This is a genomic window from Candidatus Solirubrobacter pratensis, from assembly GCF_000425945.1.
GTDB lineage: Bacteria > Actinomycetota > Thermoleophilia > Solirubrobacterales > Solirubrobacteraceae > Solirubrobacter > Solirubrobacter pratensis.
The window spans coordinates 51,977-77,078 of the sequence record NZ_AUEK01000007.1 but is presented as its reverse complement, the minus strand read 5'-3'; the positions used below and the strand labels follow the sequence as shown (position 1 = coordinate 77,078).

Here is a 25,102-nt window from a genome sequence, read left to right as displayed (position 1 = left end):
CGGAAGCGCTCAGTTGAAGGAGATCGCGCGACCCGACACAAAGCCGTCGGAGCCCGCGATGTCGGCGACCACCTCGTCCGGCACCACGGTGTCGGTCGTGACCGCCATCACCGCCAGGTCGTCGCCGCCCGCCTCGTCGTGGCGGCCGACCGCGGCGGCGGAGATGTTGATGCCGTGGTCGCCGAGCGTCGAGCCGACCCGGCCCACCATGCCCGGCACGTCCGAGTAGCGGAACAGCACGAGGTGCGGCTCGTCGATCTGGACGTTGAACCGCTGCCCCCACGCCTCGAGGAGGTGCGGGCGGTGGCGGTGGCCCAGCGTCGTGCCGACGACGCGCACGCGCTCGCCTCCGGCGACGATCGTGACGCGGATGAGGTCGGAGAAGTCGCGCGCGTGCGCCTCGCGCCGGTCGGACACCTGGATCCCGCGCTCCTCGGCCAGCGTCGGCGCGTTGACGAGGTTCACCTCCTCCTCGGTGCGGCCGGCCAGCAGGCCGTTGAGCACCGACAGGCTCAGCAGCCGCGTGTCGCGTTCGGCGATCCGCCCCATGTGCTCGATCTCGACGCGCTCGACGCTGGAGGACTCCGCCAGCGCAGCCACGATCTTCCCGAGCCGCGCGGCGAGCGGGATGAACGGCCCGAGCACCTCCATGTCCTCGGCGGACACCGGCGGGATGTTCACCGCGGTCGAGACGACGCCGCCGGTGAGCGCGTTGACGACCTGCTCGGCCGTCTGCACGCCCGCGCGGTCCTGCGCCTCCGCCGTCGACGCGCCGAGGTGGGGCGTGACGACGACGTTGCGGTAGCCGAACAGCGGGTGATCGGTGATCGGCTCCTGCGCGAACACGTCGAGCGCCGCGCCCGCGACCTTGCCGGAGTCGAGCGCCGCCTTGAGGTCCTCGTCGACCACGAGCGGGCCGCGCGCGACGTTGATGATCCGCACGCCGTCCCTGCACTGCGCGAGCGTCTCGGCGTTGATGAAGCCCTGCGTCTCCGGCGTCTTGGGCAGGTGGAGCGTGATGAAGTCGCCCGCCTTGAGGACGTCGCCGGGCTCCTCGGCCTTCTCGACCCCGAGCTCGCGGAAGCGCTCCGTGCTGACGAAGGGATCGAACGCGATCACGCGCATGCCGAACGCGCGGGCGCGGATCGCGACGAGCTGCCCGATGCGGCCGAACCCGAGCACGCCGAGCGTCTTGCCGTCGACCTCGGTCCCGCCGAACTTCGAGCGCTCCCATTTGCCCGAGGTGAGCGACGCGTGCGCCTGCGGGATGTTGCGCGCGAGCGCGAGCATCAGCGCGACCGTGTGCTCGGCGGCGGCGACCGTGTTGGCCTCGGGCGCGTTGGCGACCACGATGCCGCGCTTGGTCGCGGCCGGCACGTCGACGTTGTCGACCCCGACGCCGGCCCGCCCGATCACCTTCAGCGCGTCGGCGCGCTCGATCAGCTCGGCGTCGAGCTTGGTCGCCGACCGGATCAGGATGCCGTGGTAGGCGCCGATCTTCTCGATCAGCTCCTCGCGGGTCCAGTCCGTGCCGAGGTCGACGTCGAAACGCTCGCGCAGCATGTCGACGCCGGTGTCGGCGATCTTCTCCGCGACGAGGACGCGGTAGGGCTCGGTGAGCGTCATGCGGCCGCCGGAACCCCGGCCTCCACGAACACGCGCTGCGCCGCCCCGACGCCGGCGCCGAAGTCGACCTCGTGGCCGAGCTGGGCGAGCGCCATCTCGAGGCCGCTCAGCGACGTCAGGATGTCGAACGCACCGAAGTAGCCGCAGTGGGCGATCCGCAGGATCTTGCCCTTGAGGTGGTCCTGCCCGCCGTTGGCGGTGATGCCGAGCTTGCGCAGGGCGCCGGGGACCTTGCCGCCGTCGATGTCGCCCGGCAGCTCGATCGCGGTCACGACCGTCGAGCGCTCGTCCGGATCGCCGAAGAGCTCGAGCCCGAGCGCCGCGGCACCGGCGCGCGTGGCACGGGCGAGCAGCGCGTGCCGGGCGAAGACGTTGTCCAGGCCCTCCTCGGCGATCAGGTCCAGCGCGACGTCGAGCGCCTGGAAGAGCGACACGGCCGGCGTGAACGGCGAGTTGTTCTTGCGCTGCGACTTGGCGGTCTTGACCCAGTCGAAGTAGTACCGGCCGCCGGGCCGGCCCTCCACGAAGTCCAGCGCCTTCTGGGACACCGACGCGAACGCGAGCCCGGGCGGGATCATGAGCGCCTTCTGCGAGCCCGCGACGACGACATCCACGCCCCACTCGTCCTGCTTGAGCTCGGCCGCACCGAGCCCGGAGACGGCGTCGACGGCCAGCAGCGCGCCGTGACGGTTGACGACCTCGGCGATCGCCTGGATGTCGTTGACGATGCCGGTCGACGTCTCCGAGAGCGTGGCGAACACGACCTCGATGCCGTCGACCTCGCTCAGCAGGCGGTCGAACTCCGCCGGGTCCAGGCGCTCGCCCCAGCCGGGCTCATACGCGGTCACCGCGGCGCCGTAGGCGTTCGCGAGCTCCAGCCAGCGCTCGCCGAACTTGCCCGCCGCGGCGACCAGCACCTTGGTGCCGGGGCGGATCAGGTTCGCGGCGGCCGAGTCCATCGCGCCCGAGCCGCTGGCCGCGAACGTGAGGACGTCGTTGGAGGTCTGGAACACCGCGGGCAGCTTGCCGAGGACGCGCTCGTACACCTCCACGAACGCCGGCGCGCGGTGGTAGAGCATCGGTGCGGCCATCGCCTGCGAGACGGCGGGCGGCACGGGCGTGGGCCCGGCGGTCATGAGGTACTGCTTGACGTATGGGTTCGGCGTCATGGGAGCGGGTTCCTGGCGGTCGGGGGAGCGACGACGCGGAGAGTAGAGCTTCAGCCTTCTTCGAACTCCGTATCGATCCAGTCCATCATCTTGCGCAGCTCGCGACCCTCGACCTCGATCTTGTGTCCCTGCTGCTCCGCGCGCATGCGCTGGAAGTTCTCCTGGCCGGCGCGGTTCTCGGCGATCCACTCGCGCGCGAACGTCCCGTCCTGGATCTCGCCGAGCACGGCCTTCATGGCCTGACGCGTCTCGTCGGAGATGATCCGCTTGCCGCGCGTCAGGTCGCCGTACTCGGCGGTGTTCGAGATCGAGTGGCGCATCCCGGTGATGCCCTTCTCGTACATCAGGTCGACGATCAGCTTGAGCTCGTGCAGGCACTCGAAGTACGCGAGCTTCGGGTCGTACCCCGCGTCCGTGAGTGTCTCGTAGCCCGCCCGCACCAGCTCCGACACGCCGCCGCAGAGCACGGCCTGCTCACCGAAGAGATCGGTCTCGGTCTCGTCCTTGAAGGTCGTCTCGATCACGCCGCCGCGCGTGCCGCCGATGCCCTTGGCGTAGGCGAGCGCGAGCTGCAGGGCGGTGCCGGATGCGTCCTGCTGGACGGCGACCAGGCACGGCACGCCGGAGCCCTCGAGGTACTGGCGGCGGACCAGGTGGCCGGGGCCCTTGGGCGCCACGAGCGCGACGTCGACCTCCGGCGGCGCGTCGACCTCGCCGTAGTGAACGGAGAATCCGTGGCCGAACATGAGCAGGTTGCCCGGCGCGACGCCGTCGCGGATCGACTCCTCCCAGACGTCGTGGTGGCGCTCGTCGGGGAGCAGGACCATCACGATGTCGCCGCGGCTCGTGGCGTCGGCGATGTCCGTGACCTCGAGGTCGGCCGCCTTGGCATGGGCGATCGACTTCGAGCCTTCGCGAAGGCCTACGACGACGTCGATTCCGGAGTCCTTGAGGTTGCGGGCGTGCGCGTGACCCTGTGATCCGTAGCCGAGGATGGCGACGGTCTTGCCCGCGAGGAGATTCAGATCCGCGTCGTCGTCGTAGAACATGGCGCGGACCTTAGACGGTTGCGGCCGCAACCCACGTGCGCGCGGGGATCACGATGCCTCCGTCCTGCTCGAAGGCGGCGGCGATGTCCGCCATGTCGGCGAGCACGGCTTGTCGGGTCGGGGTGTCCATCTGGGCGTCGGCATCGGCGGATCTCGTCGAGGTTTGCACCTGGGCCGCCCACCAGTCCTCGACGTCGCTGAATCGGAACTGAAAAGGCACACTCTCGACACGATTGTCGACGAAGCCGGCGCTTTCCAGATGCTCTTCGATCTCTCCCTCGCGCGCCCACGCGAACTGACCCGGACCGCCGGGCTCGCCCTCCGGCTCGATGATCCCGCGGTCGTGGAGGATCTTCACGGGCGCGGAGCTCCAGAGGTTGTCCTCCGGTCCCGTCCACGCCGCGAGCGCCACCGTCCCGTCCTGCTTGAGCACGCGCCGCGTGTCGCGCAGCGCGGACTCGCCGTCGTTGAGGAGCATGTAGCCCCAGCGGCACAGGACGGCGTCCAGCGACGCGGCCGGCTGGTCGAGCGGGAGGTTCGCGTCCATCTGGCGGAAGCGGACGTTCGTGATCTTCAGCCGCTCGGCCCGTCGCTGGGCCGCCGACAGCATCTCCGGCACGAAGTCGCTCGTCGTCAGCTCGCCGCCGGGCTCGATGAGCTCCGCGGCGAAGAACCCGACATCGCCGATCCCCGCCGCGAGATCGAGGATCTGCTGCCCCGGCTGAGGCTGGATCGCGTCGATCATCCAGGTCGTCACGGGCATCGTGGCGGCGCGGAACCAGTCCGCGCGCGCTTCCCATCCGGCGGCCGCGCGCGCCCAGCGGTCCCGCGAATCGAGTGGCATGCGGAGCAGCCTAGAGCGAACGCGCGCCGTGCCGAGGTTCGTGGGATGGGAGGTGGGCGTGGCGGGGGCGAGCCCGCGCGGGATCACCCGGGCGGGGAACGGATGGCCGGGCCGAGATTGCGGCGGGAGCGGAGTCCGGATCTGGTGGCGGCTCGCGGGGCGGGGGGCGGGCCGGAGCTGCGCATCGAGGGCGGGCCCAGATCTCATGGCGGCCCCCGCGGCGGATACCGCGCTCGATCGATCATCGTCGGAGCAGAACCGAGCGTTTCCGATCACGACCGCGCTTCACCGCCGGGGGTGCCCTAGCTGGCGGGCATGAGCGCCGCGGCGCTGTGGCGGATCTCGCGCTGGACGCCCGACGAGATCCACGTCATCGCCCCGGGCGGCCACCGGCGCCGTGCCGGCTTCCGGCTCCAGACGTGCCGTCGGCTCGATGCTCGTGACATGACACGGCACGCGGGCATCCCGGTCACCACGGTCGCGCGGACGCTCGTCGACTTGACGGACGTGCTGAGCGCCCACCAGCTCGCGAACGTGATCCACGAGGCGGCGTTTCGCAGGCGCTTCGAACCGGCCGCGGTGCGGACGGCGATGCGCCGGGCGCGGGGGCGGCCGCGGCTCGCGCAGCTCGAGCAGGCGCTGGTGCTCAACGCGAGCGGGAGCGCGGGAACGCGGAGCGAGCTGGAGGACAGGTTCCTCGAGTGCGTGCTCGACGCCGGCCTCCCCGAGCCGGACGTGAACGTGATCGTCGAGGGCTTCGAGGTCGACTTCCGCTGGCCCGGGCTGATCGTCGAGATCGACGGACCCGGCCACGAGAGGCGGCGGACGCAGCGCGAGGACCGCGAGCGGGACCTGCGGCTGCAGGCGGCGCGCCACGGCGTGATCCGCGTGCACGGCGGAGGCGCGGCGTGATGGCGCGCGCGGGCAGACCTGGCGACGCGCGGCGGCCCGCGGTGACCGAGGCTCGCGCGCCCTGGCAATCCCGCGACCCGGGCCGCGCCCGCGACGACAAGGCTCGCCCGGCGCGGGTCCGCGCCGCGACAACCGGCTCTCGCGGCCGCCTACCCCAGCTCGCGCCGCAGCAACTTCCCCGCCGCGTTGCGCGGGAGCGCGGCCACGACCTCGATCGTCTTGGGCACCTTGAACCGCGCCAGCCTCGCCGCGCAGAACTCCCGCAGCTCCGGCGCGGAGAGCTCGCCGCGCAGCACGACGAACGCGGTCACGGCTTCGCCCCACTCCGGGTCCGGGCGCCCGACCACGCCCGCCTCCGCCACCAGGGGGTGCTCGAGCAGGACCGCCTCGACCTCGGTCGGTGCCACGTTCTCGCCGCCGGTGACGATCGTGTCCGACTTGCGCCCCACGACCACCAGCCGGCCGTGCTCCAGCCGCCCGAGGTCGCCGGTGCGGAGCACCCCGCCCCCGGCCACCGACGGCCCCGAGACGAGGATCTCGCCACTGCCTCGCGCTGCCTGCCCATCACCGCTTCGCTCGGCCTCGATCGCGACGCGCAGCCCGGGCAACGGGGAGCCCGAGGTCGCGATGTCGCCGGGGTCGGCGATCGTGACCGCCGAGCAGGTCTGCGTGAGCCCGTACGACGGCGCGACCGGCCAGCCGGCGTCGCGAGCCCGCGCCAGCAGCGTCGGGTCCGCCGGCGCGCCGCCGAGCAGCACCACGCGCAGGGACGGCGGCGGCGCCGCGCCCGCCTCGAGCAGCCGACCGAGCTGCGTCGGGACCAGCGAGGCGATCGTGACGTCGTCGCGCGCGGGCGCGTCGAGCACCGCGGTCGTGCCGGCGATGGCGGAGCGCAGCAGCACCATGAGCCCGCCGACGTGCGACAGGGGCAGCGGGCACAGCCACCGCTCTGCGCGGTCGTGGCCCAGCGCGGCGAAGCACCCGAGAGCGTTCGCCAGCACGTTCCCGTACGACAGGACGACGGGCCGCGGTGACCCGGTGGTCCCGGATGTGTGCACGATCAGCGCCCCGTCCCGCGGATCGGGGATGTGCGAGGAGGCGAACGAGTCCGTGGCGCTCAGGGGTGCGTCGATGACGATCCCCGCCTCCTGCACCTGCGCATCGCGTTCTCGCTCGGAGAGCCGACCGTCGACCGGCATCGCGACTGCCCCTTGCAGCAGGCACGCATGCAGCGCGACGGCGAAGTCGAGGCCCGGCGGCAGCAGGATCGCGACCCGGTCGCCCGGCGAGGCGGCGAGGCCGCGGGCGCGTCGCAGCAACTCCGCGTACGTCAATGCGCCGTCGGAGGTCTCGACCGCGACGGTGTCGGGCCACGCGGCGGCGGCACGTTCCAACCAGGGCTCCACACCCCGGCAGGCTAGTCTCAGCACCCGCTATGGCCACCGAATGGACCTCAGCCGGCGACTACACCGACATCCGCTATGAGCTGTCGGGGGCGCCCACCCCGGGCATCGCCAAGATCACGATCAACCGCCCCGAGGTCCGCAACGCGTTCCGGCCCGAGACCCTGATCGAGATCTCGCATGCGCTGGAGACCGCGCGCGAGGACACCGAGGTCGGCGTGATCATCCTCACCGGCGAGGGCCCGCTGGCGTTCTGCTCGGGCGGCGACCAGCGCGTGCGCGGCGACACGGGCTACGTGCCCGGCGGCCAGAGCGTCGGCCGCTTCCACGTGACCGACCTGCACGTCCAGATCCGGCGCCTGCCCAAGCCCGTGGTGGCGATGGTCGCGGGCTACGCGATCGGCGGCGGTCACGTCCTGCACCTCGTCTGCGACCTCACGATCGCGGCCGACAACGCGCGCTTCGGCCAGACGGGGCCTCGCGTCGGCTCCTTCGACGGCGGCTACGGCGCCAGCCTCCTGTCCCGCCTCGTCGGGCCCAAGAAGGCCAAGGAGATCTGGTTCCTGTGCCGCCAGTACGACGCGCAGCAGGCGCTCGACATGGGGCTGGTGAACACCGTCGTGCCGCTTGATCGGCTCGAGGCGGAGACCGTCCAGTGGTGCAGCGAGATGCTCGAGCTCTCGCCGTTCGCGCTGCGGCTGCTGAAGGCCAGCTTCCACGCCGAGGAGGACGGCCTGGGCGGGATCCAGCAGCTGGCACACGACGCCAACCTGCTCTTCTACGCCAGCGACGAGGCCAAGGAGGGCCGCGAGGCCTACAAGGCCAAGCGCAAGCCCGAGTTCGCCAAGTTCCCGAAGCGCCCTTGAGTCCGCTCCACATCTGGTTGATGGCCGCGCGGCCACGGACGCTGCCCGCGGCGGTGGCGCCGGTGCTCGTCGGCACGGCGCTTGCCGGCACGCTCGGCACGTTCAAGATCCTGACCTTCATCGCGACGCTGCTCGGTGCGCTGCTGATCCAGATCGGCGCGAACCTCTCCAACGACTACTCCGACGCCCGCCGCGGCGCCGACACCGAGGACCGCCTCGGCCCCGTGCGTGTCACGGCCGGCGGCCTCGTGCCGCCCAAGCAGGTCCTGATCGCGACCTACGTCGCGTTCGGCCTCGCCGTGCTCGTGGGCGTCTATCTGGTCGTCACCGCGGGCTGGCAGCTGCTGCTCGTCGGCGCCGCCTCGATCCTCGCCGGCGTGCTCTACACCGGCGGGCCGCGGCCCTACGGCTACGAGGGCCTCGGCGAGGTGTTCGTGTTCCTGTTCTTCGGCGTCGTCGCCGTCACCGGCACGTACTTCGCGCAGCGCGAGGAGCTGACATGGGAGTCGTTCGTGCTGGCGGTGCCGGTCGGGCTGCTCGCCGTCGCGATCCTGATGGTCAACAACGTGCGCGACCTCGAGACCGACCGGCGGGCGGGCAAGAAGACGCTCGCGGTCCGGCTCGGCCGGGCCCGCGCGAGGACGGGCTACGGGATCGTCGTCTACGTCGCGTTCCTGATGGCGCCGGTCGCGTGGCTGGCGGGCGGAACCGGCCTCTCCGCGTGGCTGCTGCTGCCGTGGCTCGCCCTGCCGCTGGCCGCGCCGGTCGTGCGGGTCGTGCGCAACAAGGTCGACGGGCCGTCGCTGAACGGCGCGCTCGCGCGGACCGGGATGCTGCAACTCGTGTTCTGCGTGCTGCTCGCGGCCGGGCTGCTGGCGAGCTGATGCTGACGGTCCGCACGGTCAAGCACCGTCTGCGGACCCCCCTGCGCACGGCCTGGGGCACGCTGCTCGAGCGCGAGACGCTGCACGTCACGCTGCGCTTCGGCCCGGGCGACTGGGGCGAGGGCGAGGCGGCGCCGCTGGAGCCCTACGACGGCGTTCCGCTCGCCGCCGTGCGCGCCGCGCTCGACGCCTACGCGCTGATCGACGCCCCTCCCGAAAAGCTGCTCGCCGCGTGCAGGAGCGAGCGGGACCTGCCGCAGGCGCTCGCGGCGATCGACCTCGCGCTGTGGGATCGCCGCGCGCGCCTCGAGCGCACCCCGATCGCGAAGCTGATCGCACCCGACGCGCTCGACGCGGTGCCGGTCAACGCGACGATCGGCGCCGAGGACCGGACCGGCGCCGCCGCCGCGGCCGCCACCGCGGCGCGGGCGGGCTTCACGTGCGTGAAGGTCAAGGTCGGGATCGGCGACGACGGCGGCCGCGTCGCCGCCGTCCGCGCCGCCGCGCCGGGGATCACGATCCGCGTCGACGCGAACGGAGCGTGGACGACGCCGAACGAGGCGCTCGCCAACCTGCGCGCGCTCGCGCCGATCGGCGTCGAGCTGTGCGAGGAGCCGGTCCACGGCGTCGAGGCGCTGCGCGAGGTCCGCGGCGAGTCGCCGGTCCCGATCGCGATGGACGAGACGCACGCGCCGGGATCGGGCGCCGCCGACGCCGTCTGCCTGAAGATCACCCGCGGCGGCATCACCGGCGTCCTCGAAGACGCGCAGGCGGCTCGCGCAGCGGGCTCCGACGTCTACCTCGCCTCGACCTACGACGGCCCGCTGGGCCTCCGCGCCGGCCTCCACGCCGCCGCCGGGTTGAAGGTCACGCGCCACTGCGGTCTCGCGACCGGCACGTTGCCGGTGCGTGAAGGGCGGATCGTTCTCATGTAGCAATCATGTCTCGTACGCAATGTTACGAGGATGGCCGCTGCCACGTACGACGACGAGTTCGTCGAGACCACCACCGCCGCCGCCCTCGAGGAGAAGGCGAAGCTCAAGAAGCACTTCGGTCGCTTCGACATGCTGTTCTTCCTCATCTGCACGCTGGTCGGGCTCGACACGCTCGGATCGGTCGCAGCGCAGGGCGCCCAGGGCTTCACCTGGCTCGCGTTCCTGGCCCTCGTCTTCTTCGTCCCGTACGCGCTGCTGACCGCGGAGCTCGGTTCGACGTTCACGGAGGAGGGCGGTTCGTACATCTGGGTCAAGCTCGCGTTCGGGCGCTTCACCGCGGCGATCCAGTCGGTCCTCTATTGGCTCTCGAACCCGATCTGGCTCGGCGGGACGCTGACGATCACCGCCGCCACGACGTTCGGCACGTTCTTCACGCCGCTCAACGGCGCATGGAAGTACGTCTTCGCGCTGTTGTTCATCTGGTTCGCCGTGTGGGCGGCGATCCTCTCGTTCTCGATCGGCAAGTGGATCCCCACGATCGGCGCGATCGTCCGCGTCGTCGTGCTGGCGTTCTTCTCGCTGTCGGTGATCGTCTACGCGGCATCGAACGGCGTCCACGGCGTGAGCGCGGGCGACTTCAGCCCGACCTGGACGGTGTTCATCGCGGCGGTCCCGGTGCTGTTCTTCAACTACGTCGGCTTCGAGTTGCCCAACGCGGCGGGCGACGAGATGAAGGACCCGCGGCGCGACGTCCCGTTCACCGTGCTGCGCTCGGCGGTCGGCGCGGTGCTGCTCTACGGCGTGCCGATCCTCGCGATCCTGCTCGTGCTGCCGGCCTCGCGGATCACCAGCCTGGGCGGGTTCATCGACGCGATGAAGACCGTCTTCACCGTCTATGGCGGGCATGTGACCAAGGACGGCGCGGTGCTCACGGGCGCCGGCAAGATCCTCGGCGACCTCGCCGCGATCGGTTTCATCCTTGCGCTGCTGTCGAGCGGGACGACGTGGATCATGGGCGCCGATCGCTCGCAGGCGGTCGCGGGCTTCGACGGCGCGGCGCCGCGCTCGTTCGGCTACTTCTCCGCCCGCTGGGGCACGCCGGTCGTCGTGAACCTGCTCTCCGGCGTGTTCTCGACGATCGTGATGGTGCTCGCCTATCAGCTGACGACCGGCGACGCGAACAAGTACTTCACCGCCGTGCTCGGCCTCGCCATCTCGACGACCACGATCTCCTATCTGGTCGTGTTCCCCGCCGTGATCAAGCTGCGCTACTCGCACCCGCACGTGCCGCGGCCGTATCGCGTCCCGGGCGGGACGGCCGGCGTCTGGCTGGCCGGTGTGCTCTGCACCCTGTGGTCAGCGCTGGCGACGGTCGCGCTCCTGTATCCGGGCTTCGGCACGAGCAACCCCGACGACTCGCTGCCGGACGGCTGGGCGGGTCAGCGCGGATCGTACGAGCTGTCGCAGTTCCTGCCGCTCGCGGTGCTGATCGTGATCGGCCTGGCGTTCTACGTGGCGGGCGCGAAGACGAGGTCCCAGATCGCGCAGGTCAAGCTCGCGGATCCGTCGCTGACCGCGGAAGGTGCCCCACTTGCCCCGTGATCTAGCCTTGGCCACATGGCACCCGAATGGCCCGAATCCCCTGACGATCCGGTCGATCCCGCGCTCGCGCCCTTGATCGAGTCCGGCGAGGGCGAGTCCGAAGGCTTCGACCTCGCGGAAGCGGACCTGATCGAGCACGCCGAGCACGGCGATCAGCACGGCACCGACCCCATCCTGCACGACGCCGCGTCCTTCGACGAGGTCGACGACGACCTCGACGAGGACGACGATTTCAACTACGGCGAGTACGCCGAATCGGACGAGGAGGGCAGCCCCGACTGGTAGATCGCCTGGGCGACCAGTTCAGGCGACTCCAGATGGGCGGCGTGCCCGGTCCCGGGCACGACGACCAGATCGGCATGCGGTAGCCGCTCCCGCATGCGCTCGGCGATCGCGCGGAACTTCTCGTCGCGCTCGCCCACGATCAGCGTGACCGGGGTCCGCAGGTCCGGCAGCCGCTCCCAGAGCGGCTCCATCACCCCGGTCCCGAGCCCTCGCAGCGCGGCGGCGAGGCCGTGGGACGTGTTGCGCAGGCGGTCGGCGTTGGCGGCCGCCCTGACGCGCTCCGGCTGGCCCGCGAACAGCGGCTGCGCCGCCCACTCGGCCGCGAACGCCTCGATGCCGATCGCCTCGACGCGGTCGGCGAGGGCGTCGTCGGCGGCCTTGCGGGTCGCGCGCTCCTTCGGGTCGGCGAGGCCCGGGGTGGCGCCGAGCAGGATCAGCCGCTCAGGCTCCAGCGCGAACGCGGCGTTGAGGGCGATGCGCCCACCCATCGAGTAGCCGGCCAGCGTGAAGCGCGATGGTGCGAGGGCGCGCACGTAGGCGGTCACGGCGTCGAAGCTCGCCGTGCGCAGGGCCGCCTGGCCGTGGCCAGGGAGGTCCGGCACCAGCGCGCGATAGCGTCCTCCCAGCGCCTGGACCGTCCGCCGCCAGCTCTGGCGGGTCTGCGTGAAGCCGTGCAGAAGGACGAGATCCGGGGTCATTGCCCTTCAATCATGCCTGGAACCGACAGCTATCTCGGCCTGCGCGCCTTCGTCGACGAGCTCTTCCGCTGCGGCGTGCGCGATGCCTGCACCTCCCCCGGCTCGCGCTCGACGCCCATCGTGTTGTCGCTCGCGCGGTCCCCGCTGCGCTCGACCTCCCACGTGGACGAGCGCTCCGCCTCCTTCTTCGCGCTCGGCCTCGCCAAGGCGACGGGCGTACCCGCCGTCCTCGCCTGCACGTCCGGCACCGCCGCGGCGAACTACGCCCCGGCGGTGATCGAGGCGCACGAAGCGCGCGTCCCGCTGCTGGTGCTGACCGCGGACCGGCCGCCCGAGCTGCGCGAGGTCGGCGCCGGGCAGACGATCGACCAGCTCGCGCTGTATGGCAGCGCGGCGAAGTGGTTCTTCGACGTCGACGACCATCCGGCTTCGCCGGCGCGCGTGCGCTGGCTGCGCCAGCTCGCATGCCGGGCGTTCTGGACGGCGGTCGACGGCCGCCCCGGACCGGTGCACCTGAACTTCGCGCTGCGCGAGCCGCTTCTGCCGGACGGCGAGATGCCGCCGGAGGACATCGCGCCGGGGCGCACCGGCGGACGGCCGTGGGTGACGCGGCCGCGGCCGCGGCTGGTGCTGCCGGACACCGCCGTGTCGGGGCTCGAGGAGGAGCTGCGCTCGCGCGTCGCTACGGTGATCGTGGCCGGCCGCTCCGAGCGCGACCCGGCGCTCGGCGCCGCGCTCGCCGACTTCGCCGAGCGCGCGAAGGTGCCGCTGCTGGCCGATCCGCTCTCGGGCGCCCGGCGCGGCCCGGCGGCGATCGCGCACTACGACGCGCTGCTGCGCGACGAGGGCTGGGCGGCGTCGCACGCGCCCGAGTTGGTGCTGCGGGTGGGTGACCTGCCGACGTCCAAGCCGCTGCGCGGGTGGCTGGCGGGCGCGACCGACGCGCTCCAGCTCGCGATCGATCCCGAGGGCGCGTGGCAGGACCCGTCCGGCGTCGTCGGCACCGTGATCGCCGCCGATCCGGGCGAGCTGCTGGAGGTCCTCGGCAAGCGCGTCACGCGCCGGCTCTCGTCGTGGCTCGACGACTGGCGGCAGGCCGACCGCGCGGCCGCCGGCGCGATCGCCTCGGTCGTCGGGCCGGCCGGGCTCAGCGAGCCGCGCGTGGCGGCGGAGCTCGGCTCGCTGCTGCCGCCGCAGGCGACGCTCGTGGTCGCGTCCTCGATGCCGATCCGCGACGTCGAGACGTTCTTCCCGGCTCGTCCTGAGCCGTTCCGGGTGCTCTCCAACCGCGGCGCGAACGGGATCGACGGGACGGTCTCCACCGCGTTCGGCGCCGCGCTGGCCTCGCGCGGGCCGGTCGTGCTGCTCACCGGCGACGTCGCGTTGGCGCACGACATCGGGGGGCTGCTCGCCGCCTCGCGGCTCGGACTGCGGCTCGTGATCGTGCTGATCGACAACGACGGCGGCGGGATCTTCAACTTCCTGCCGGTCGCCTCCGGCGCCGGCGCCGAGTTCGAGCCGCACGTCGCGACCCCCCACGGCCTGGACTTCTCGCACGCCGCCGCGCTCTACGGGCTCGGGTGGGAGCGGGCGCAGGACGTGGAGGCCTTCCGCGCCGCCCTCGGCCGCGCGCTGGCGTCCGGCCGATCGACGATCGTGTGCGTTCGCACGGACCGCGGCGAGAACGTCGAGCTGCACCGGCGCGTATGGGAGTCCGTCCGGGACGCTGCATAGCGTGCGGCGCATGCCGTCCGACGCCCAGGCCTCGCTGATCGAGGTCCCGCAGACCGCCGCGCCGACGCGGCGCACGACGTCGAAGGGCATCGGCGCCGGCGACATCGTGCTGGTCGACAAGAAGGGCCGCCGCTTCCACGCGCTGGTCACCGAGCTGCAGCAGCTGGAGACCGGCCGCTTCGAGCTCGCGCTGCGCCCGCTCGACTCGCGCGTCTCCTACCGCATCGCGTCGGTGCGCGAGGTGGTCGAGGTCTGGCGTCGTGCCGGCCGCCCCGCCGCCTAGTCTGGTCCCATGGAGGACGAGGGCCACCAGATCGGCTACCAGGCGCTCCCGCGCGGCGTCCCGGTCGTGTCCTCCGACGGGACCGAGATCGGCACCGTCCATCGCGTGCTCGACAACGCGCGCGAGCACATCTTCGACGGCATCGTCATCCGCGCGCCGGACGGCCTGCGCTTCGTCGACGCGCCCGAGGTCGCCCGCATCGCCGAGCGCCGCGTCACGCTGACCATCACCGCCGCCGAAGCCGCCGCGCTCCCGGAGCACCGTGGAGCGTTCGGCGCGATCGAGACCAACCTCCGCCGCACCGGCGGCCGGTGGCGAAGGCGCCTCGGCGGGTGATCATCCGCTCATGCCCACGATCTTCATCGTCGCCTTCGTGGCGCCCGTGGCGATCATCGTCCTCCTCGCGGTCGCATTCGGAGGCTTCCGCCCGTCACGGCGCTCGAGCACCGACTTCCCGTCCTCGAGCGGGGGTCGGACTACACGTCGACGGCCTCGTAGATCAGCCGCTTCCCCGAACTCGGACATACGTGACTCGCGAGAAGCCCTCGATATAGGGGTATCCCGAGTCCACCGGCACGACGACGCGAAATGCGTAGCGCGCCGTCGAAGTTGTGTCGGTGAAGCGGTATCGATATCTCCATTCTGAGGTGCCCGCGCGCGCCCGCGCGGTACCGAACGTCCGCCATCCCCGCGACGTCCGTGCCTGCAACGTAACGAGCTTGCCGCCAGGTGGGAGTCTCCCGCCCTGCAGCCTTCCAGAGAGCATCACCGTCTGTCCATTTCGCAGTTGGCAAGGGCGGCAGCGAAGCGTCGTGCGGGCTTTCACGCGGAGATTGACCTCTGCCGCCGCAGCACGCGTCGTCTCGGTACCGGCGTACTGAAATCTGATTGTCCGGGCGGGCCCTGCCGCAGCGCGATAGCTGAACCGTCCCTGGTCCACCGTCGAGATCAGTCCGATCTGTCGCCAGGAGGCGCCAGGAAGCGCAATGCGTTCCCACACCTCGATCGGAGCACGTGGATCGCCCCTGCCGAATGCGTCAGTGAGCCGCCCGCGCAGGAATACCGGCTTGCCGAACTCGATCTTCGGACGCGCATCGAACTGTTCTCGTCCCGACTTGGTCGACTTCGACAGCCCGGCGGTGATCACGCTGGCCTGCCGATACGGAAGGCGGATCGTGGCGGGGATACCGTCCGGCAAGGTCGCGACTGTCCGCTCGTTCCCGACATGATCCGTCGCGTGGGCGCGCAGGTCGTACTCACCGGCCGGCAGCACGTCGTCGTCCAGCAAAGCTTCACCCGAAACTCCAGGCGACATGCGCACCGGCACCGACCGCCACATGGCTTCGCCTTGCCGTCGCGCCTCGACCTCCACAGTCGCGACACCAGACTCCCCGTCGCGCACCTCAAGGCCCACGCGCCCTGCGCCGACGCCTGTGAAGGCGACAGTTGGCGGTGCTTGGTCGAGCCGCAGCGCCGGTAGCGAAGCGCTCCCATCGAGCGTCACGTTGCCGGCCGCGTCGCGCACGGCGATCCGGAGCCGCCACGCACCCGTTCCAGGAACGCTCAGGTCCTCGATTCGCTCGACTGCCGTGCCGTTCCTCGACCCGATGACGCAGCCGGTCACGTCGGTGGACGCGTTGGCAGCCGGACAGATGCGATATTCGACGCCAACGAGAGGCGACGGCCCGAGATCCCGCGGATTCGTCCAAAAGACATCAAAGCGATTCTCGGCTCGCCACGAAGCATCTCCTACCAGGGCCAAGCCCACTGGCGGTGCGGGAGCGGTGTGATCGATCAAGAGATCGAACGCCTGCACTCCAATTCCTCCGGAAACGTTTACAGCTCGAACTTCGGCGGCGTGCACGCCATCCGTTAGCCGTGAGAGGTCGGCACGCCAGGTATAGCTCGGCGTCGACGTCGGGCACAGCGAACATGACGTTTGCCACAGCGCATCGCGCTTCCCATCGACGTACACGGCAACCGCCATGACGCCGGACTCGTCCGTGGCGCTGATGTCCATTCGCAGGCTCGCGGCGTTCATCCAGGCCTGAGGAGGCTCTGGAGAGATCTCAACCCGCGGAACGCCTACGGCTGCGACGCTCTGCGCGACTGCACAACGCCGCACCGCGAGCGATGCCGGTTCAGTGCCACATGCATCAGCCATGTTTATCCGTGCATCGGAGACCTCGACCCAGGACCCCATGGCCCCGATCGAAAGCGTCGCGGCGAGGAGCAAGCACCGGACTCGTTCGTTCATGCTTCACTTATCATTATGATGTCTTTCGCTTAGTGCAAGCAGCAGCGGCACGCCCGCAAAGCGGTGGAGGATGTGCCGCGAAAGCTTCGCCCCCGAAATCCGCGGCGTTGTCAGTGCGGTGACTGTTTCAGCCCGCAAGCACGGGCAGGAGCGCGCCGAGCTTGATCTCGGTCTCGCGCAGCTCGGCGGCCGGGTCGGAGTCGCGGACGACTCCCACGCCGGCGTAGAGCCGGGCCTCGGTGCCGCGCAGGAGCGCGCAGCGCAGCGCGACGCAGAACTCGCCGTCGTCGTTGGCGTCGGTCCAGCCGACGGCTCCGGCATACCAGCCGCGGTCGAGGCCTTCCAGCGCGGGGATCAGGGGCGCCGCGACGGCGTGGGGCTCGCCGCCCACGGCCGGGGTGGGGTGCAGGAGCGCCGCGAGCTCGATCGCGCCGAGGGGCTCGGTGAGCTGCGCGCGGATCGGGGTGGCCAGGTGCTGGATGTTGGCCACCTTGATGATCCGGGGCTCATCCGGTGTGGCAACCCAGACTGCGTGCGGGCGGAGGGCACGGGCGATGCGGCGGACGACGATCGCCTGCTCCTCGCGGTCCTTGTCGGAGCGCAGCAGCTGCTCGCCGAGATGGGCGTCGACGGCCGGGTCGGCGGAGCGGTGGGTGGAGCCGGCCAAGGCGACCGTCTGGGCCCGGTGGCCCTCGCGGCGGATCAGCAGCTCCGGGGACGCGGCGACGAACGCGGCGTCCCCCCGGCCCGCGCAGAAGACGTAGCAGGACTCGAAGCCGGCCCGCAGGACGCCGAAGACGGCGGCCGCGTCGTGCGGCGTGGGCGCGTGGACGGCGACCTCGCGCGCGAGCACGATCTTCTCGAGCTCTCCCGCGCGGATGCGCTCGACGGCCCGCGCCACCGCCTGCTCGTAGTGCTCCGGCGGCGCCACCGAGCTGATCTGGAAGCGGCCCGCGGGGGCGGGATCGAGAAGCGGCAGCGGATCGTGCCGGAGCGCCGCCAGCCGCGCCGACAGCCGCGCAGCCAGCTCGTCGACGTCGTCGTCGGGCGCCGCCAGTGACGCGAGCGTGAGCCGCACGTCGCCGTCGCGGCGTGCCAGCGCGACCTCCGGGACGATCAGGTCCGCCGCGTCGTAGCCCGCCCAGTGCGGTGCGCGGCCGCCGTCAGGCGCGAACGCGAATCCGCCGACCGCGACCAGCCCCGCGCCCGCCGGCCCGTCCGGCGGGTCGGCGACGGCGCCCGAGGCGAGCGAGCGCCACTCGCGCGCGACGCGCGAGAAGCGGTCCTCGCCCGAGGCGCGCAGCCGGACGGCGCTGCCGAGCGTCGCCAGCGCGGCGCCTTGGCGGTCGGGCTGCTCGAAGCAGAACCAGTCCTCCCCGGCGGCGCGGGAGGCGAAGACGATCGCGCTCGGGTCCCAGTCCGCGCCGACCGCCACCGTCCACCCGAGCAGCACGGGACGACCACGCCGGCGCGCACGGCGAACGGCGAGCTCGCAGCGCTCGCGCAGACCCGGCGCGTCGACGCGCGGACCAGCGCCGATGATCGGCTCGCGCACGGACACGTCCCGAGAAGAGTACGAACCCGTGCGCGGCCGCCGCACTACGTCTCGCCGCGCCCCCGGGAGATCGCGATCTCGCCGGTGCGCGCCATCTCGATCAGCCCGAACGGCCGGACCATTCGCTCGAACGCCTCGATCTTGTCCCACGAGCCCGTGACCTCGACGATCACGGACCGCTTGGCGACGTCGATGATCCTGCCGCGGAAGATCTCGACCATCTGCATCACCTCCGAGCGCGTGGACCCGTCGGCGGAGATCTTGAACAGCGCGAGCTCGCGCGACACCGTCTCGGCCGGCTCGAGATCGCGGATCTTGATCACGTTGACGAGCTTGTGCAGCTGCTTGGTGACCTGGTCGATCGGGTGCATCGCGCCGTCCAGCGTCAGCGTGATGCGCGACAGCGTCGGATCGTCGGTCGGGCCGACCGCGAGCGTGTCGATGTTGAACCCGCGTCGCGCGAAGAGGCCCGCGATGCGGGTCAGCACGCCCGGCTTGTTCTCGACGAGGATCGAGAGGATGTGCTTGCGCCCGGTGCGGACGCCGGCGGACGCCTCGAGCTCCTCGAGCGTCAGCGTCTCCTTGGTTCCCGGCTCGCCCACGGCTCAGCCCACCATTTCGCGCGCGGCCGTGCCGGGCGCGATCATCGGGTACGTGTTCTCCTCGCGCGTGACCTTCACGTCGACCACCACCGGCCCGGGCGTGGCGAGCGCGGCGCGGAGGTCCTCGACCAGCGTCGTCTTGTCCGTCAGGAGCACGCCGGTCGCGCCGTAGGCCTCGGCCAGCTTGATCCAGTCCGGCCACTGCCCCATGTCGACGTTCGAGTAGCGGCGGTCCCAGAAGAGCTCCTGCCACTGGCGGACCATGCCGAGGTAGCCGTTGTCCATGATCACGCACTTGACCGGGACGTCGAACTGGCGCGCCGTCGCGAGCTCCTGGATGTTCATCTGGAACGAGCCGTCGCCGGTCAGCAGCACGCTCGGCACGTCGGGCACGGCGAACGCCGCGCCGATCGCCGCCGGCAGGCCGAAGCCCATCGTCCCCAGGCCGCCCGAGTTGATCCAGCGGCGCGGCTTGTTGAAGTGGAAGTACTGCGCGGCCCACATCTGGTGCTGGCCCACGTCGGAGCTGAGGATGCACTCCCCGCCGCCGGTCGCCTCGTAGAGCGCCTGGACGAGGAACTGCGGCTTGATCTCGCCGTCCGCGGAGTCGTCGTAGCGCAGCGGGTGCTGGGCGCGCCAGCGGTCGATCCGCTCCCACCACGCGTTCAGCCGCGCCGGGTCGGCGTGCAGGGCGGTGTACTCCTCCAGCAGCCGCGGGAGGACGCGCTTCGCGTCGCCCACGATCGGGATGTGGGCCGGGACGTTCTTGGAGATCTCCGCCGGATCGATGTCGATGTGGATGAACTTGGCCCGCGGCGCGAACTCGGACAGCTTGCCGGTGATGCGGTCGTCGAAGCGGGCGCCGATCGCGACGATCAGGTCCGCCTCGTCCATCGCATAGTTGGCCGCGCGCGTCCCGTGCATGCCCAGCATGCCGAGCCACTGCTCGTGCGGCGCCGGGAAGGCGCCGAGGCCCATCAGCGTGGACGTGATCGGGAACCGGCCGTGGAGCGCGAGCTCGGTCAGCTCCGCCGACGCGCCGGCGTTGACCACGCCGCCGCCGGCGTAGAGCACCGGCCGGCGGGCGTTGAGCAGCGCCTTGGCGGCGAGCCGGATCTGCTTGGAGTTGCCGTCCAGCGTCGGCTGGTAGCCGGGCAGGTGGACGTCGGTCACGGGCTCGTAGTCGATCTCCGCGCGGCTGAGATCCTGCGGGATGTCGATCAGCACCGGGCCCGGGCGGCCGGTGCGGGCGATGTGGAACGCCTCGTGCACGACGCGCGGGATCTCCGCGGGATGCTGGATCACGAATGAGTGCTTGACGATCGGCATCGTGATGCCGAACGTGTCCGCCTCCTGGAAGCCGTCCGTGCCGATCAGCTCGGTCCGGACCTGCCCCGTGAACGCCACGAGCGGGACGGAGTCCATCATCGCGTCGGTCAGCGGCGTGACGATGTTCGTCGCGCCCGGCCCGGAGGTCGCGAAGACGACACCGACCTTGCCGGACGCCTTGGCGTAGCCCTCGGCGGCGTGACCGCCTCCGGCCTCGTGGCGGACGAGGACGTGGCGGATGCCGGCGTCCACGAACGCGTCGTACGTGGGAAGGTTCGCACCGCCGGGATAGCCGAATACGACGTCGACACCTTCGGCCTTGAGGCATTCCATGATGGCGTCGACGGCGCGCATCATCGCGGCAGCTCCTTTGGGACGTGTGACGTCGCCCGGACGTCCGAGCGTTGCGAGGACGCGAGGGCGAAAACCAGTTTCCGCAGTCTAACGCCGCTGCAGAGCAGCGGATTCCGGCTCGATCCCGACCTCCGGGAACTCGAGATCGGTGCCGCAGCTCATGCACATGGCGTCGTGCAGCTTCACGATCCGCCCGCACGTCGGGCATTGGCGGCGCACCTCGTCCCTGTCGGAGCGGTAGAACGCCGCCGCGAGCAGCCCCAGCCCGGGCAGCACGGCTCCGATCACGAACCAGATGAAGAAGGACGAGCCTTTGATGCGGCCGACGACGCCCGCGCCGATGCCCATCCAGAGCGCGAAGGCGAGGTAGATCACAACCGGCGCATGGCCCAGACCACCGCGAACACCACGAGCGCGATCAGCACCAGGGCGAACAGCGTCTGGATCAGGCCCGCAATCGCCGCGATCACGATCTTGAAGGCGAGGATCGCGACCGCGATGACGATGATCCAGGCGAGGCCCTTCTTCAGGAGGGACCCGGCGGCGGAGGAGTTGCCCATGACATGAGAGTACCCCGCCGGCTCAAGGTTGCCTCAACGAATGGACTGGTCGCGGCCCCGCCGGCGCTCGGGGCCGCAAGTCAGTCGTGGCTTGCCTTCAGGTGGGCGAAGCGCTCCGCGCGCGCGACCTCGCGGTCCTCGAGGCGAAGGCGGGCGAGGCGGAATCGGCGTACCGCGCTGTCGGAGCGGCCGCTGGTGGGCACGAGCACGAGCCGCCGGATCGGCGCCTTCGTGCTGCGGGAAGCGGGGAGGGCGGTCATGACCATCATGGTCGGCCATCCGGGACGGCGTTCCCTTGGCCCGCGAGCCGAATTTCACACACCGGGTCTGTCCAGACGGTCGAGGGGCCGCCCGGCCGGGCGGCCGAGCCGGACCGCGGCCTCGAGCGCGGGCCGCTGCGCGCCCGGCAGCCTGCGCCGCACGCGCCAGCGCGCGCCCGAGAACGCGTGGTTGGCGACGGTCGCGAAGCCCTGCTCGTCCTCGCGGAGGGCGAGCAGGAGATGGGCGATGCGGTCGCTCGAGGGAAGGTCCGGATCCTGCACCCGCACGCACCAGCAGTGCACGCGCCGCGCTCCCGGCCGCACCAGCAGCGCGCCGGCCTCCCCCACGAGCCAGATCCCCAGCGCCCCACGCTCGGGCATGAGGCCGGTCCGCGCGTGGACCTCGCGCGCCTCGTGGCCGACGAGATCGCCCAGCAGGCCGAGCGCGGTCGCCTCCGCCTCGTCGCCGTGCCGGCGCCGCGGCTTGACGACCTTCGCGCCGCGATTGGCGTACAGCTCCGGAATCGCCCATGCGTGCGCGAGCAGGATCAGGCCGACCGGCGCGGTGAGCGGCTCGAGCGCGAACAGCCCGATCGCGGCGACCACGAGCGGGAGCGTGTGCGCCACCGTCGTCAGCGTCCACGCGCGCGCGTACACGCGCAGGCGCCGGGCGTCCATCGGCCGGCGCCAGTGGACCGACGCGCGCTCGGGAAGCGACGCGGCGGCCATGCGGCTCAGCCGCCGGCGATCGGCCGCCGCAGGATCACGAGGTCCGCGTCCACGGGCAGCGTCTGCACCTGCGAGGCGCGGCCCTCGCCTTCGCTGACCACCGCGTAGTAGCCGGCGTCGAGCTCCCGCCGCAGCGCCGCGACCGCGGCCTCGACCGACGCCGGATCGGCCTTCGTCCACTCCGCGAGCGTGGTGTGGCCGGTCTGATCCATGCGTATGAGGCGTGCCATACCCAAATGCTACGCCCTGTTCTTGGACGGAATTCGGTTAAGGAACTCATCAATTCGGCCGATGTCCCCTAGCGATGGCCGTCCCCTCCCGGCGTTTGCCCGTTCCGCCAGGCGAGATCATCGTCTGGGCATACGTCGCCGCCGTCGGCATCCTCGCGGGCGCCGCCTGGCTCTTGATGACCCACGGCACCCAGCCGCACAGCACGCCATGGCTGCCCTGGTGGGCGGTCGCCGTGGGCTTCGCGTGCGCCGAGATCTGCGTCGTGCACGTCCGCTTCCGGCGCAGCGCGCACTCCTTCTCGCTCGCCGACCTGCCGTTCGTCTTCGGGCTCGTGTTCGCCACCGGCGACGCGTTCGTGCTCGGCGCGCTGCTCGGCACGGGCGTCGTCTGGGGCATCGTCCGCCGGCTCGCGATCGTCAAGCTCGCCTTCAACCTCGCTCAGCTGGCGCTCGCCGCGAGCGTCGCGGCCGGCATCCTGCACCTCGTCGCCGGCGACGGCACCGCGCTGGAGCCGCGAACCTGGGTCGGCCTCTACGCCGCCACGCTGACCGGCGGCGCGCTCACGATCCTGCTGCTCGGCGGCGCGATCGCGATCGCCGAGGGGAGCCTGAAGCCGTCGATGCTGGTCCAGATGTTCGCCACCGACGCGCTGGTGACCCTGATCAACGCGAGCATCGCGATCGCCGCCGCGCTGATCGTCGCCACCGACCCCCGCGCCGTGCCGGTCCTGCTGGTTCCGGCGCTGACCGTCTTCGCCGTCTACCGCGCCTACATCTCCGAGCGCCAGCGCCATGAGCGGCTCGAGTTCCTCTACGACGCCAATCGCACCCTCTCGCGCTCGCCGGAGGTCGCCGAGGCGCTGGAGGCGCTGCTCGCCCGCTCGCTCGAGGCGTTCCGCGCCGACGTCGCCGAGGTCCTGCTGACCGCCGGCGACGGCGCGCCGCTGCGCACGACGCACGGCCCGGGCGACCTGCGCGTCACGATGGAGCCGGCCGACAGGGCGATCGCCGACGAGCTCGCCGCGCTGGTCGACTCCGAGACGCCCGTCGTCAGCCTCACGCCGCCGTTCGGCAGCCCGCACCTGCGCGCGCACCTGCAGCAGCGCGGGATCCGGCACGCGATGATCGCGATGCTGCCGGGCGAGGAGCGCACGATCGGCACGATCATGCTCGCCAACCGCGTCGGCCTCGAGCGCTCGTTCGGCGCCGACGACCTGCGCCTGCTGGAGGCGCTCGCCAACAACGCGTCGGTCGCGCTGCAGTACGACCGGCTCGAGCAGGCCGTCACCAAGCTGCGCACGCTGCAGGAGCAGCTGCACCATCAGGCCTACCACGACCCGCTCACCGACCTCCCGAACCGCACGCTGTTCATGGAGCGCGTGCGGGACGAGCTCGAGAACGGCGGCGCGCAGATCGCCGTCCTGTTCGTCGACGTCGACGACTTCAAGACCGTCAACGACTCGCTCGGTCACGCCGTCGGCGACGCGCTGCTCGTGAGCGTCGCCGAGCGCCTGCAGCGCTGCGTGCGGCCCGGCGACACCGTCGCGCGCCTCGGCGGCGACGAGTTCGCGGTCATGATCCCGGGCGTCGACGACCCTCTGCACGACGGCCGCGCCGTCGCGACGCGCATCCTGCGCGAGTTCGAGCTGCCCGTCCAGGCCGGCGCGGAGCTCGTCAGCGTCCACCTCAGCCTCGGCATCGCCGACAGCCGCCAGAGCGGCGACGACTCCGACGCGCTGATCCGCAACGCCGACGTGGCGATGTACCAGGCCAAGTCCAAGGGCAAGGCGCGCTTCGAGCTCTTCGAGCCGCAGATGGCGGCCGCGATCCTGCGCCGGCACGACTTCAAGGAGGAGCTGGCGAAGGCGATCGAGCGCGAGCAGATGATCGTCCAGTACCAGCCGATCGTCGCGCTCGACAGCGGCCGGATCGTCGCCGCCGAGGCGCTCGTGCGCTGGGAGCACCCCGCGCGCGGGCTCGTCCCGCCCGTCGAGTTCGTCCCGCTGGCCGAGGAGACCGGGCTGATCGTGCCCTTGGGCCGCCACGTGCTCCGCGAGGCCTGCCGCCAGGCGCGCCGCTGGCAGGACGCCGAGCTGGACGGCGAGCCGCTGCGCATGCACGTGAACCTGTCGGTGGCGGAGCTGCGCGACCCGGGCCTGGTCGACAACGTGCTGGGCGCGGTCCGCGACGCCGGCATCGATCCCGGCCAGCTCGTGATCGAGATCACCGAGTCCCAGCTGCTGGCCGCCGCGTCCGTCGACCGCTTCCACGAGCTGCGCCGGCTCGGCGTCAAGATCGCGCTCGACGACTTCGGCACCGGCTACTCGTCGCTGAGCTACCTCCATTCGCTCCCGCTCGACACGCTCAAGATCGCCAAGCCGTTCGTCGACGGGCTCACGTCAGGACGCCGCGAGAGCTCCTTCGTGGGCATGATCGTCGACCTCGCGCGCACGCTCGAGCTCGAGGTGATCGCCGAGGGGATCGAGACGAGCGAGCAGCTCGCCGCGCTGCGCGAGCTGCGCGCCGGCCTCGGCCAGGGGTACTTCCTCGGCCGGCCTTCGGCCGCTCCGCCGCGCTTGCGCGCCGGCAGCCGCGGCGGGCGTTAGTCGGTCAGAGCCGGGCGTAGGCGGCGCGCGTCGCCGCCCAGACCGCCGGCAACAGGCCGACGCAGACGAGCGCCGCGAGCGGCTGGGCCGTGAAGGCGAACCCGAAGCCGAACATGAGCAGCATCGGCCCGGCGATGAAGAAGCCGAGCACGTAGACGATCGCGCAGAAGGCGTTCAGCGCGGCGGCCAGGCGCTCCTGCGAGTGCCGCTGCGGCTTCGGGAACGAGATGACCTGGCCCATGTCACGATCATCCCACCGCGTCGCCGGCCCTGCACTGGACATGTGTCCAGACACCCTCGAGGCGCTAATCCCGACCGTCTCGGTAGGAT

The 25,102-nt window shown here is 71.7% G+C and carries 26 protein-coding genes; 10 read left to right on the top strand and 16 right to left on the bottom strand.

What is annotated here, in order from left to right; genetic code table 11:
- Positions 1-9 precede the first annotated feature (9 nt).
- Genes serA through H958_RS42945 form a run of 4 tightly spaced genes read right to left on the bottom strand, consistent with a single transcriptional unit; the run spans position 10 to position 4,688 of the window.
- A complete protein-coding gene (serA, locus tag H958_RS0107330) occupies positions 10-1,626 on the bottom strand; it encodes a phosphoglycerate dehydrogenase (RefSeq protein ID WP_028058176.1) in 1,617 nt (538 codons plus the stop codon).
- A complete protein-coding gene (locus tag H958_RS0107325; protein ID WP_028058175.1) occupies positions 1,623-2,795 on the bottom strand; it encodes a pyridoxal-phosphate-dependent aminotransferase family protein in 1,173 nt (390 codons plus the stop codon). Before H958_RS0107325 ends, serA begins: the two co-directional genes overlap by 4 nt.
- 50 nt (positions 2,796-2,845) lie before the next feature.
- Complete coding sequence (gene ilvC / locus H958_RS0107320; RefSeq protein ID WP_028058174.1) at positions 2,846-3,844, bottom strand: ketol-acid reductoisomerase; 999 nt, start codon at positions 3,842-3,844, stop codon at positions 2,846-2,848.
- Between the two features lie 10 nt (positions 3,845-3,854).
- Positions 3,855-4,688, bottom strand: coding sequence for a class I SAM-dependent methyltransferase (locus tag H958_RS42945; RefSeq protein WP_028058173.1), 834 nt, complete (start codon positions 4,686-4,688; stop codon positions 3,855-3,857).
- Positions 4,689-5,003: 315 nt separating this feature from the next.
- Between H958_RS42945 and H958_RS0107310 the strand changes: the two genes are divergently transcribed.
- Positions 5,004-5,600, top strand: a complete 597-nt coding sequence (locus H958_RS0107310; protein ID WP_028058172.1) for a PDDEXK family nuclease — start codon at positions 5,004-5,006, stop codon at positions 5,598-5,600.
- Between the two features lie 149 nt (positions 5,601-5,749).
- Here H958_RS0107310 and H958_RS35715 read toward each other — a convergent pair whose 3' ends face one another.
- Entirely contained in the window at positions 5,750-7,006 is a 1,257-nt protein-coding gene (locus H958_RS35715) for a class I adenylate-forming enzyme family protein (protein ID WP_196807264.1), read from the bottom strand.
- A gap of 29 nt (positions 7,007-7,035) precedes the next feature.
- On the opposite strand from H958_RS35715, the gene menB reads away from it, so the two are divergent.
- From menB to H958_RS0107280, 5 genes are read left to right on the top strand one after another with little or no spacing between them, the layout of a single operon-like run.
- Positions 7,036-7,869: a 1,4-dihydroxy-2-naphthoyl-CoA synthase gene (menB, locus tag H958_RS0107300; RefSeq protein WP_028058171.1), complete on the top strand. Its 834-nt coding sequence runs from the start codon at positions 7,036-7,038 to the stop codon at positions 7,867-7,869.
- A gap of 20 nt (positions 7,870-7,889) precedes the next feature.
- Positions 7,890-8,753, top strand: a complete 864-nt coding sequence (locus H958_RS0107295) for a 1,4-dihydroxy-2-naphthoate polyprenyltransferase (RefSeq protein WP_051323961.1) — start codon at positions 7,890-7,892, stop codon at positions 8,751-8,753.
- Positions 8,753-9,688, top strand: a complete 936-nt coding sequence (locus H958_RS35710) for a mandelate racemase/muconate lactonizing enzyme family protein (protein WP_051323960.1) — start codon at positions 8,753-8,755, stop codon at positions 9,686-9,688. Before H958_RS0107295 ends, H958_RS35710 begins: the two co-directional genes overlap by 1 nt.
- 30 nt (positions 9,689-9,718) lie before the next feature.
- Complete coding sequence (locus H958_RS35705) at positions 9,719-11,290, top strand: APC family permease (RefSeq protein WP_051323959.1); 1,572 nt, start codon at positions 9,719-9,721, stop codon at positions 11,288-11,290.
- A gap of 15 nt (positions 11,291-11,305) precedes the next feature.
- On the top strand, positions 11,306-11,575 hold the full coding sequence (locus tag H958_RS0107280; protein ID WP_156027765.1) for a hypothetical protein: 270 nt from the start codon (positions 11,306-11,308) through the stop codon (positions 11,573-11,575).
- Here the strand turns inward: H958_RS0107280 and menH are convergent.
- Complete coding sequence (gene menH, locus H958_RS35700) at positions 11,527-12,273, bottom strand: 2-succinyl-6-hydroxy-2,4-cyclohexadiene-1-carboxylate synthase (protein WP_051323958.1); 747 nt, start codon at positions 12,271-12,273, stop codon at positions 11,527-11,529. The two genes, H958_RS0107280 and menH, sit on opposite strands and share 49 nt — an antisense overlap.
- 12 nt (positions 12,274-12,285) lie before the next feature.
- On the opposite strand from menH, the gene menD reads away from it, so the two are divergent.
- From menD to H958_RS35695, 3 genes are read left to right on the top strand one after another with little or no spacing between them, the layout of a single operon-like run.
- Positions 12,286-14,007, top strand: a complete 1,722-nt coding sequence (gene menD, locus H958_RS0107270; protein ID WP_028058168.1) for a 2-succinyl-5-enolpyruvyl-6-hydroxy-3-cyclohexene-1-carboxylic-acid synthase — start codon at positions 12,286-12,288, stop codon at positions 14,005-14,007.
- A gap of 10 nt (positions 14,008-14,017) precedes the next feature.
- Positions 14,018-14,290 carry a hypothetical protein gene (locus H958_RS0107265; RefSeq protein ID WP_028058167.1) on the top strand — a complete coding sequence of 91 codons (273 nt, stop codon included), beginning with the start codon at positions 14,018-14,020 and terminating at the stop codon, positions 14,288-14,290.
- Positions 14,291-14,299: 9 nt separating this feature from the next.
- Positions 14,300-14,626: a hypothetical protein gene (locus H958_RS35695; RefSeq protein ID WP_037409673.1), complete on the top strand. Its 327-nt coding sequence runs from the start codon at positions 14,300-14,302 to the stop codon at positions 14,624-14,626.
- A 163-nt stretch (positions 14,627-14,789) separates the two neighbouring features.
- On the opposite strand, the gene H958_RS46020 is transcribed toward H958_RS35695, so the two are convergent.
- The 9 genes from H958_RS46020 to H958_RS0107205 all read right to left on the bottom strand — a co-directional run bounded on the left by H958_RS46020 (position 14,790) and on the right by H958_RS0107205 (position 22,166).
- Positions 14,790-16,547 (bottom strand): hypothetical protein, encoded by a 1,758-nt coding sequence (locus H958_RS46020; RefSeq protein WP_156027764.1) that lies wholly within the window; start codon positions 16,545-16,547, stop codon positions 14,790-14,792.
- A 127-nt stretch (positions 16,548-16,674) separates the two neighbouring features.
- Complete coding sequence (locus H958_RS35685; protein ID WP_051323957.1) at positions 16,675-18,108, bottom strand: isochorismate synthase; 1,434 nt, start codon at positions 18,106-18,108, stop codon at positions 16,675-16,677.
- Positions 18,109-18,146: 38 nt separating this feature from the next.
- Entirely contained in the window at positions 18,147-18,677 is a 531-nt protein-coding gene (ilvN, locus tag H958_RS0107240; protein ID WP_051324052.1) for an acetolactate synthase small subunit, read from the bottom strand.
- Positions 18,678-18,707: 30 nt separating this feature from the next.
- Positions 18,708-20,390 carry a biosynthetic-type acetolactate synthase large subunit gene (ilvB, locus tag H958_RS0107235; protein ID WP_231379190.1) on the bottom strand — a complete coding sequence of 561 codons (1,683 nt, stop codon included), beginning with the start codon at positions 20,388-20,390 and terminating at the stop codon, positions 18,708-18,710.
- An 84-nt stretch (positions 20,391-20,474) separates the two neighbouring features.
- Positions 20,475-20,762: a hypothetical protein gene (locus H958_RS0107225; protein ID WP_028058163.1), complete on the bottom strand. Its 288-nt coding sequence runs from the start codon at positions 20,760-20,762 to the stop codon at positions 20,475-20,477.
- Positions 20,759-20,947: a hypothetical protein gene (locus tag H958_RS0107220; RefSeq protein WP_028058162.1), complete on the bottom strand. Its 189-nt coding sequence runs from the start codon at positions 20,945-20,947 to the stop codon at positions 20,759-20,761. The genes H958_RS0107225 and H958_RS0107220 overlap by 4 nt, the downstream gene beginning before the upstream one ends.
- Before the next feature lie 80 nt (positions 20,948-21,027).
- Positions 21,028-21,207, bottom strand: coding sequence for a hypothetical protein (locus tag H958_RS0107215; RefSeq protein WP_156027763.1), 180 nt, complete (start codon positions 21,205-21,207; stop codon positions 21,028-21,030).
- A 54-nt stretch (positions 21,208-21,261) separates the two neighbouring features.
- On the bottom strand, positions 21,262-21,936 hold the full coding sequence (locus tag H958_RS0107210; RefSeq protein WP_028058160.1) for a hypothetical protein: 675 nt from the start codon (positions 21,934-21,936) through the stop codon (positions 21,262-21,264).
- Positions 21,937-21,941: 5 nt separating this feature from the next.
- Positions 21,942-22,166 (bottom strand): hypothetical protein, encoded by a 225-nt coding sequence (locus tag H958_RS0107205; protein WP_156027762.1) that lies wholly within the window; start codon positions 22,164-22,166, stop codon positions 21,942-21,944.
- 95 nt (positions 22,167-22,261) lie between these two features.
- Here H958_RS0107205 and H958_RS42940 point away from each other — a divergent pair, with 95 nt between their 5' ends.
- Complete coding sequence (locus H958_RS42940) at positions 22,262-24,772, top strand: putative bifunctional diguanylate cyclase/phosphodiesterase (protein ID WP_051323956.1); 2,511 nt, start codon at positions 22,262-22,264, stop codon at positions 24,770-24,772.
- Positions 24,773-24,776: 4 nt separating this feature from the next.
- On the opposite strand, the gene H958_RS0107195 is transcribed toward H958_RS42940, so the two are convergent.
- Positions 24,777-25,013 (bottom strand): hypothetical protein, encoded by a 237-nt coding sequence (locus H958_RS0107195; RefSeq protein ID WP_028058158.1) that lies wholly within the window; start codon positions 25,011-25,013, stop codon positions 24,777-24,779.
- Between the last annotated feature and the right edge of the window lie 89 nt (positions 25,014-25,102).

Coding starts and splice junctions, on each gene's coding strand:
- H958_RS35695 (WP_037409673.1), top strand. CDS start 14,300: ATGGAGGACGAGGGCCACCAGATCGGCTACCAGGCGCTCCCGCGCGGC.
- ilvC (WP_028058174.1), bottom strand. CDS start 3,844: ATGTTCTACGACGACGACGCGGATCTGAATCTCCTCGCGGGCAAGACC.
- serA (WP_028058176.1), bottom strand. CDS start 1,626: ATGACGCTCACCGAGCCCTACCGCGTCCTCGTCGCGGAGAAGATCGCC.
- H958_RS0107265 (WP_028058167.1), top strand. CDS start 14,018: ATGCCGTCCGACGCCCAGGCCTCGCTGATCGAGGTCCCGCAGACCGCC.
- menH (WP_051323958.1), bottom strand. CDS start 12,273: ATGACCCCGGATCTCGTCCTTCTGCACGGCTTCACGCAGACCCGCCAG.
- H958_RS0107210 (WP_028058160.1), bottom strand. CDS start 21,936: ATGGCCGCCGCGTCGCTTCCCGAGCGCGCGTCGGTCCACTGGCGCCGG.
- H958_RS46020 (WP_156027764.1), bottom strand. CDS start 16,547: ATGAACGAACGAGTCCGGTGCTTGCTCCTCGCCGCGACGCTTTCGATC.
- H958_RS0107220 (WP_028058162.1), bottom strand. CDS start 20,947: ATGGGCAACTCCTCCGCCGCCGGGTCCCTCCTGAAGAAGGGCCTCGCC.
- H958_RS0107215 (WP_156027763.1), bottom strand. CDS start 21,207: ATGACCGCCCTCCCCGCTTCCCGCAGCACGAAGGCGCCGATCCGGCGG.
- H958_RS42945 (WP_028058173.1), bottom strand. CDS start 4,688: ATGCCACTCGATTCGCGGGACCGCTGGGCGCGCGCGGCCGCCGGATGG.
- menB (WP_028058171.1), top strand. CDS start 7,036: ATGGCCACCGAATGGACCTCAGCCGGCGACTACACCGACATCCGCTAT.
- H958_RS0107310 (WP_028058172.1), top strand. CDS start 5,004: ATGAGCGCCGCGGCGCTGTGGCGGATCTCGCGCTGGACGCCCGACGAG.
- H958_RS0107325 (WP_028058175.1), bottom strand. CDS start 2,795: ATGACGCCGAACCCATACGTCAAGCAGTACCTCATGACCGCCGGGCCC.
- H958_RS0107295 (WP_051323961.1), top strand. CDS start 7,890: ATGGCCGCGCGGCCACGGACGCTGCCCGCGGCGGTGGCGCCGGTGCTC.
- H958_RS35710 (WP_051323960.1), top strand. CDS start 8,753: ATGCTGACGGTCCGCACGGTCAAGCACCGTCTGCGGACCCCCCTGCGC.
- H958_RS0107205 (WP_156027762.1), bottom strand. CDS start 22,166: ATGGCACGCCTCATACGCATGGATCAGACCGGCCACACCACGCTCGCG.
- H958_RS0107280 (WP_156027765.1), top strand. CDS start 11,306: ATGGCACCCGAATGGCCCGAATCCCCTGACGATCCGGTCGATCCCGCG.
- ilvB (WP_231379190.1), bottom strand. CDS start 20,390: ATGATGCGCGCCGTCGACGCCATCATGGAATGCCTCAAGGCCGAAGGT.
- menD (WP_028058168.1), top strand. CDS start 12,286: ATGCCTGGAACCGACAGCTATCTCGGCCTGCGCGCCTTCGTCGACGAG.
- H958_RS35705 (WP_051323959.1), top strand. CDS start 9,719: ATGGCCGCTGCCACGTACGACGACGAGTTCGTCGAGACCACCACCGCC.
- H958_RS0107195 (WP_028058158.1), bottom strand. CDS start 25,013: ATGGGCCAGGTCATCTCGTTCCCGAAGCCGCAGCGGCACTCGCAGGAG.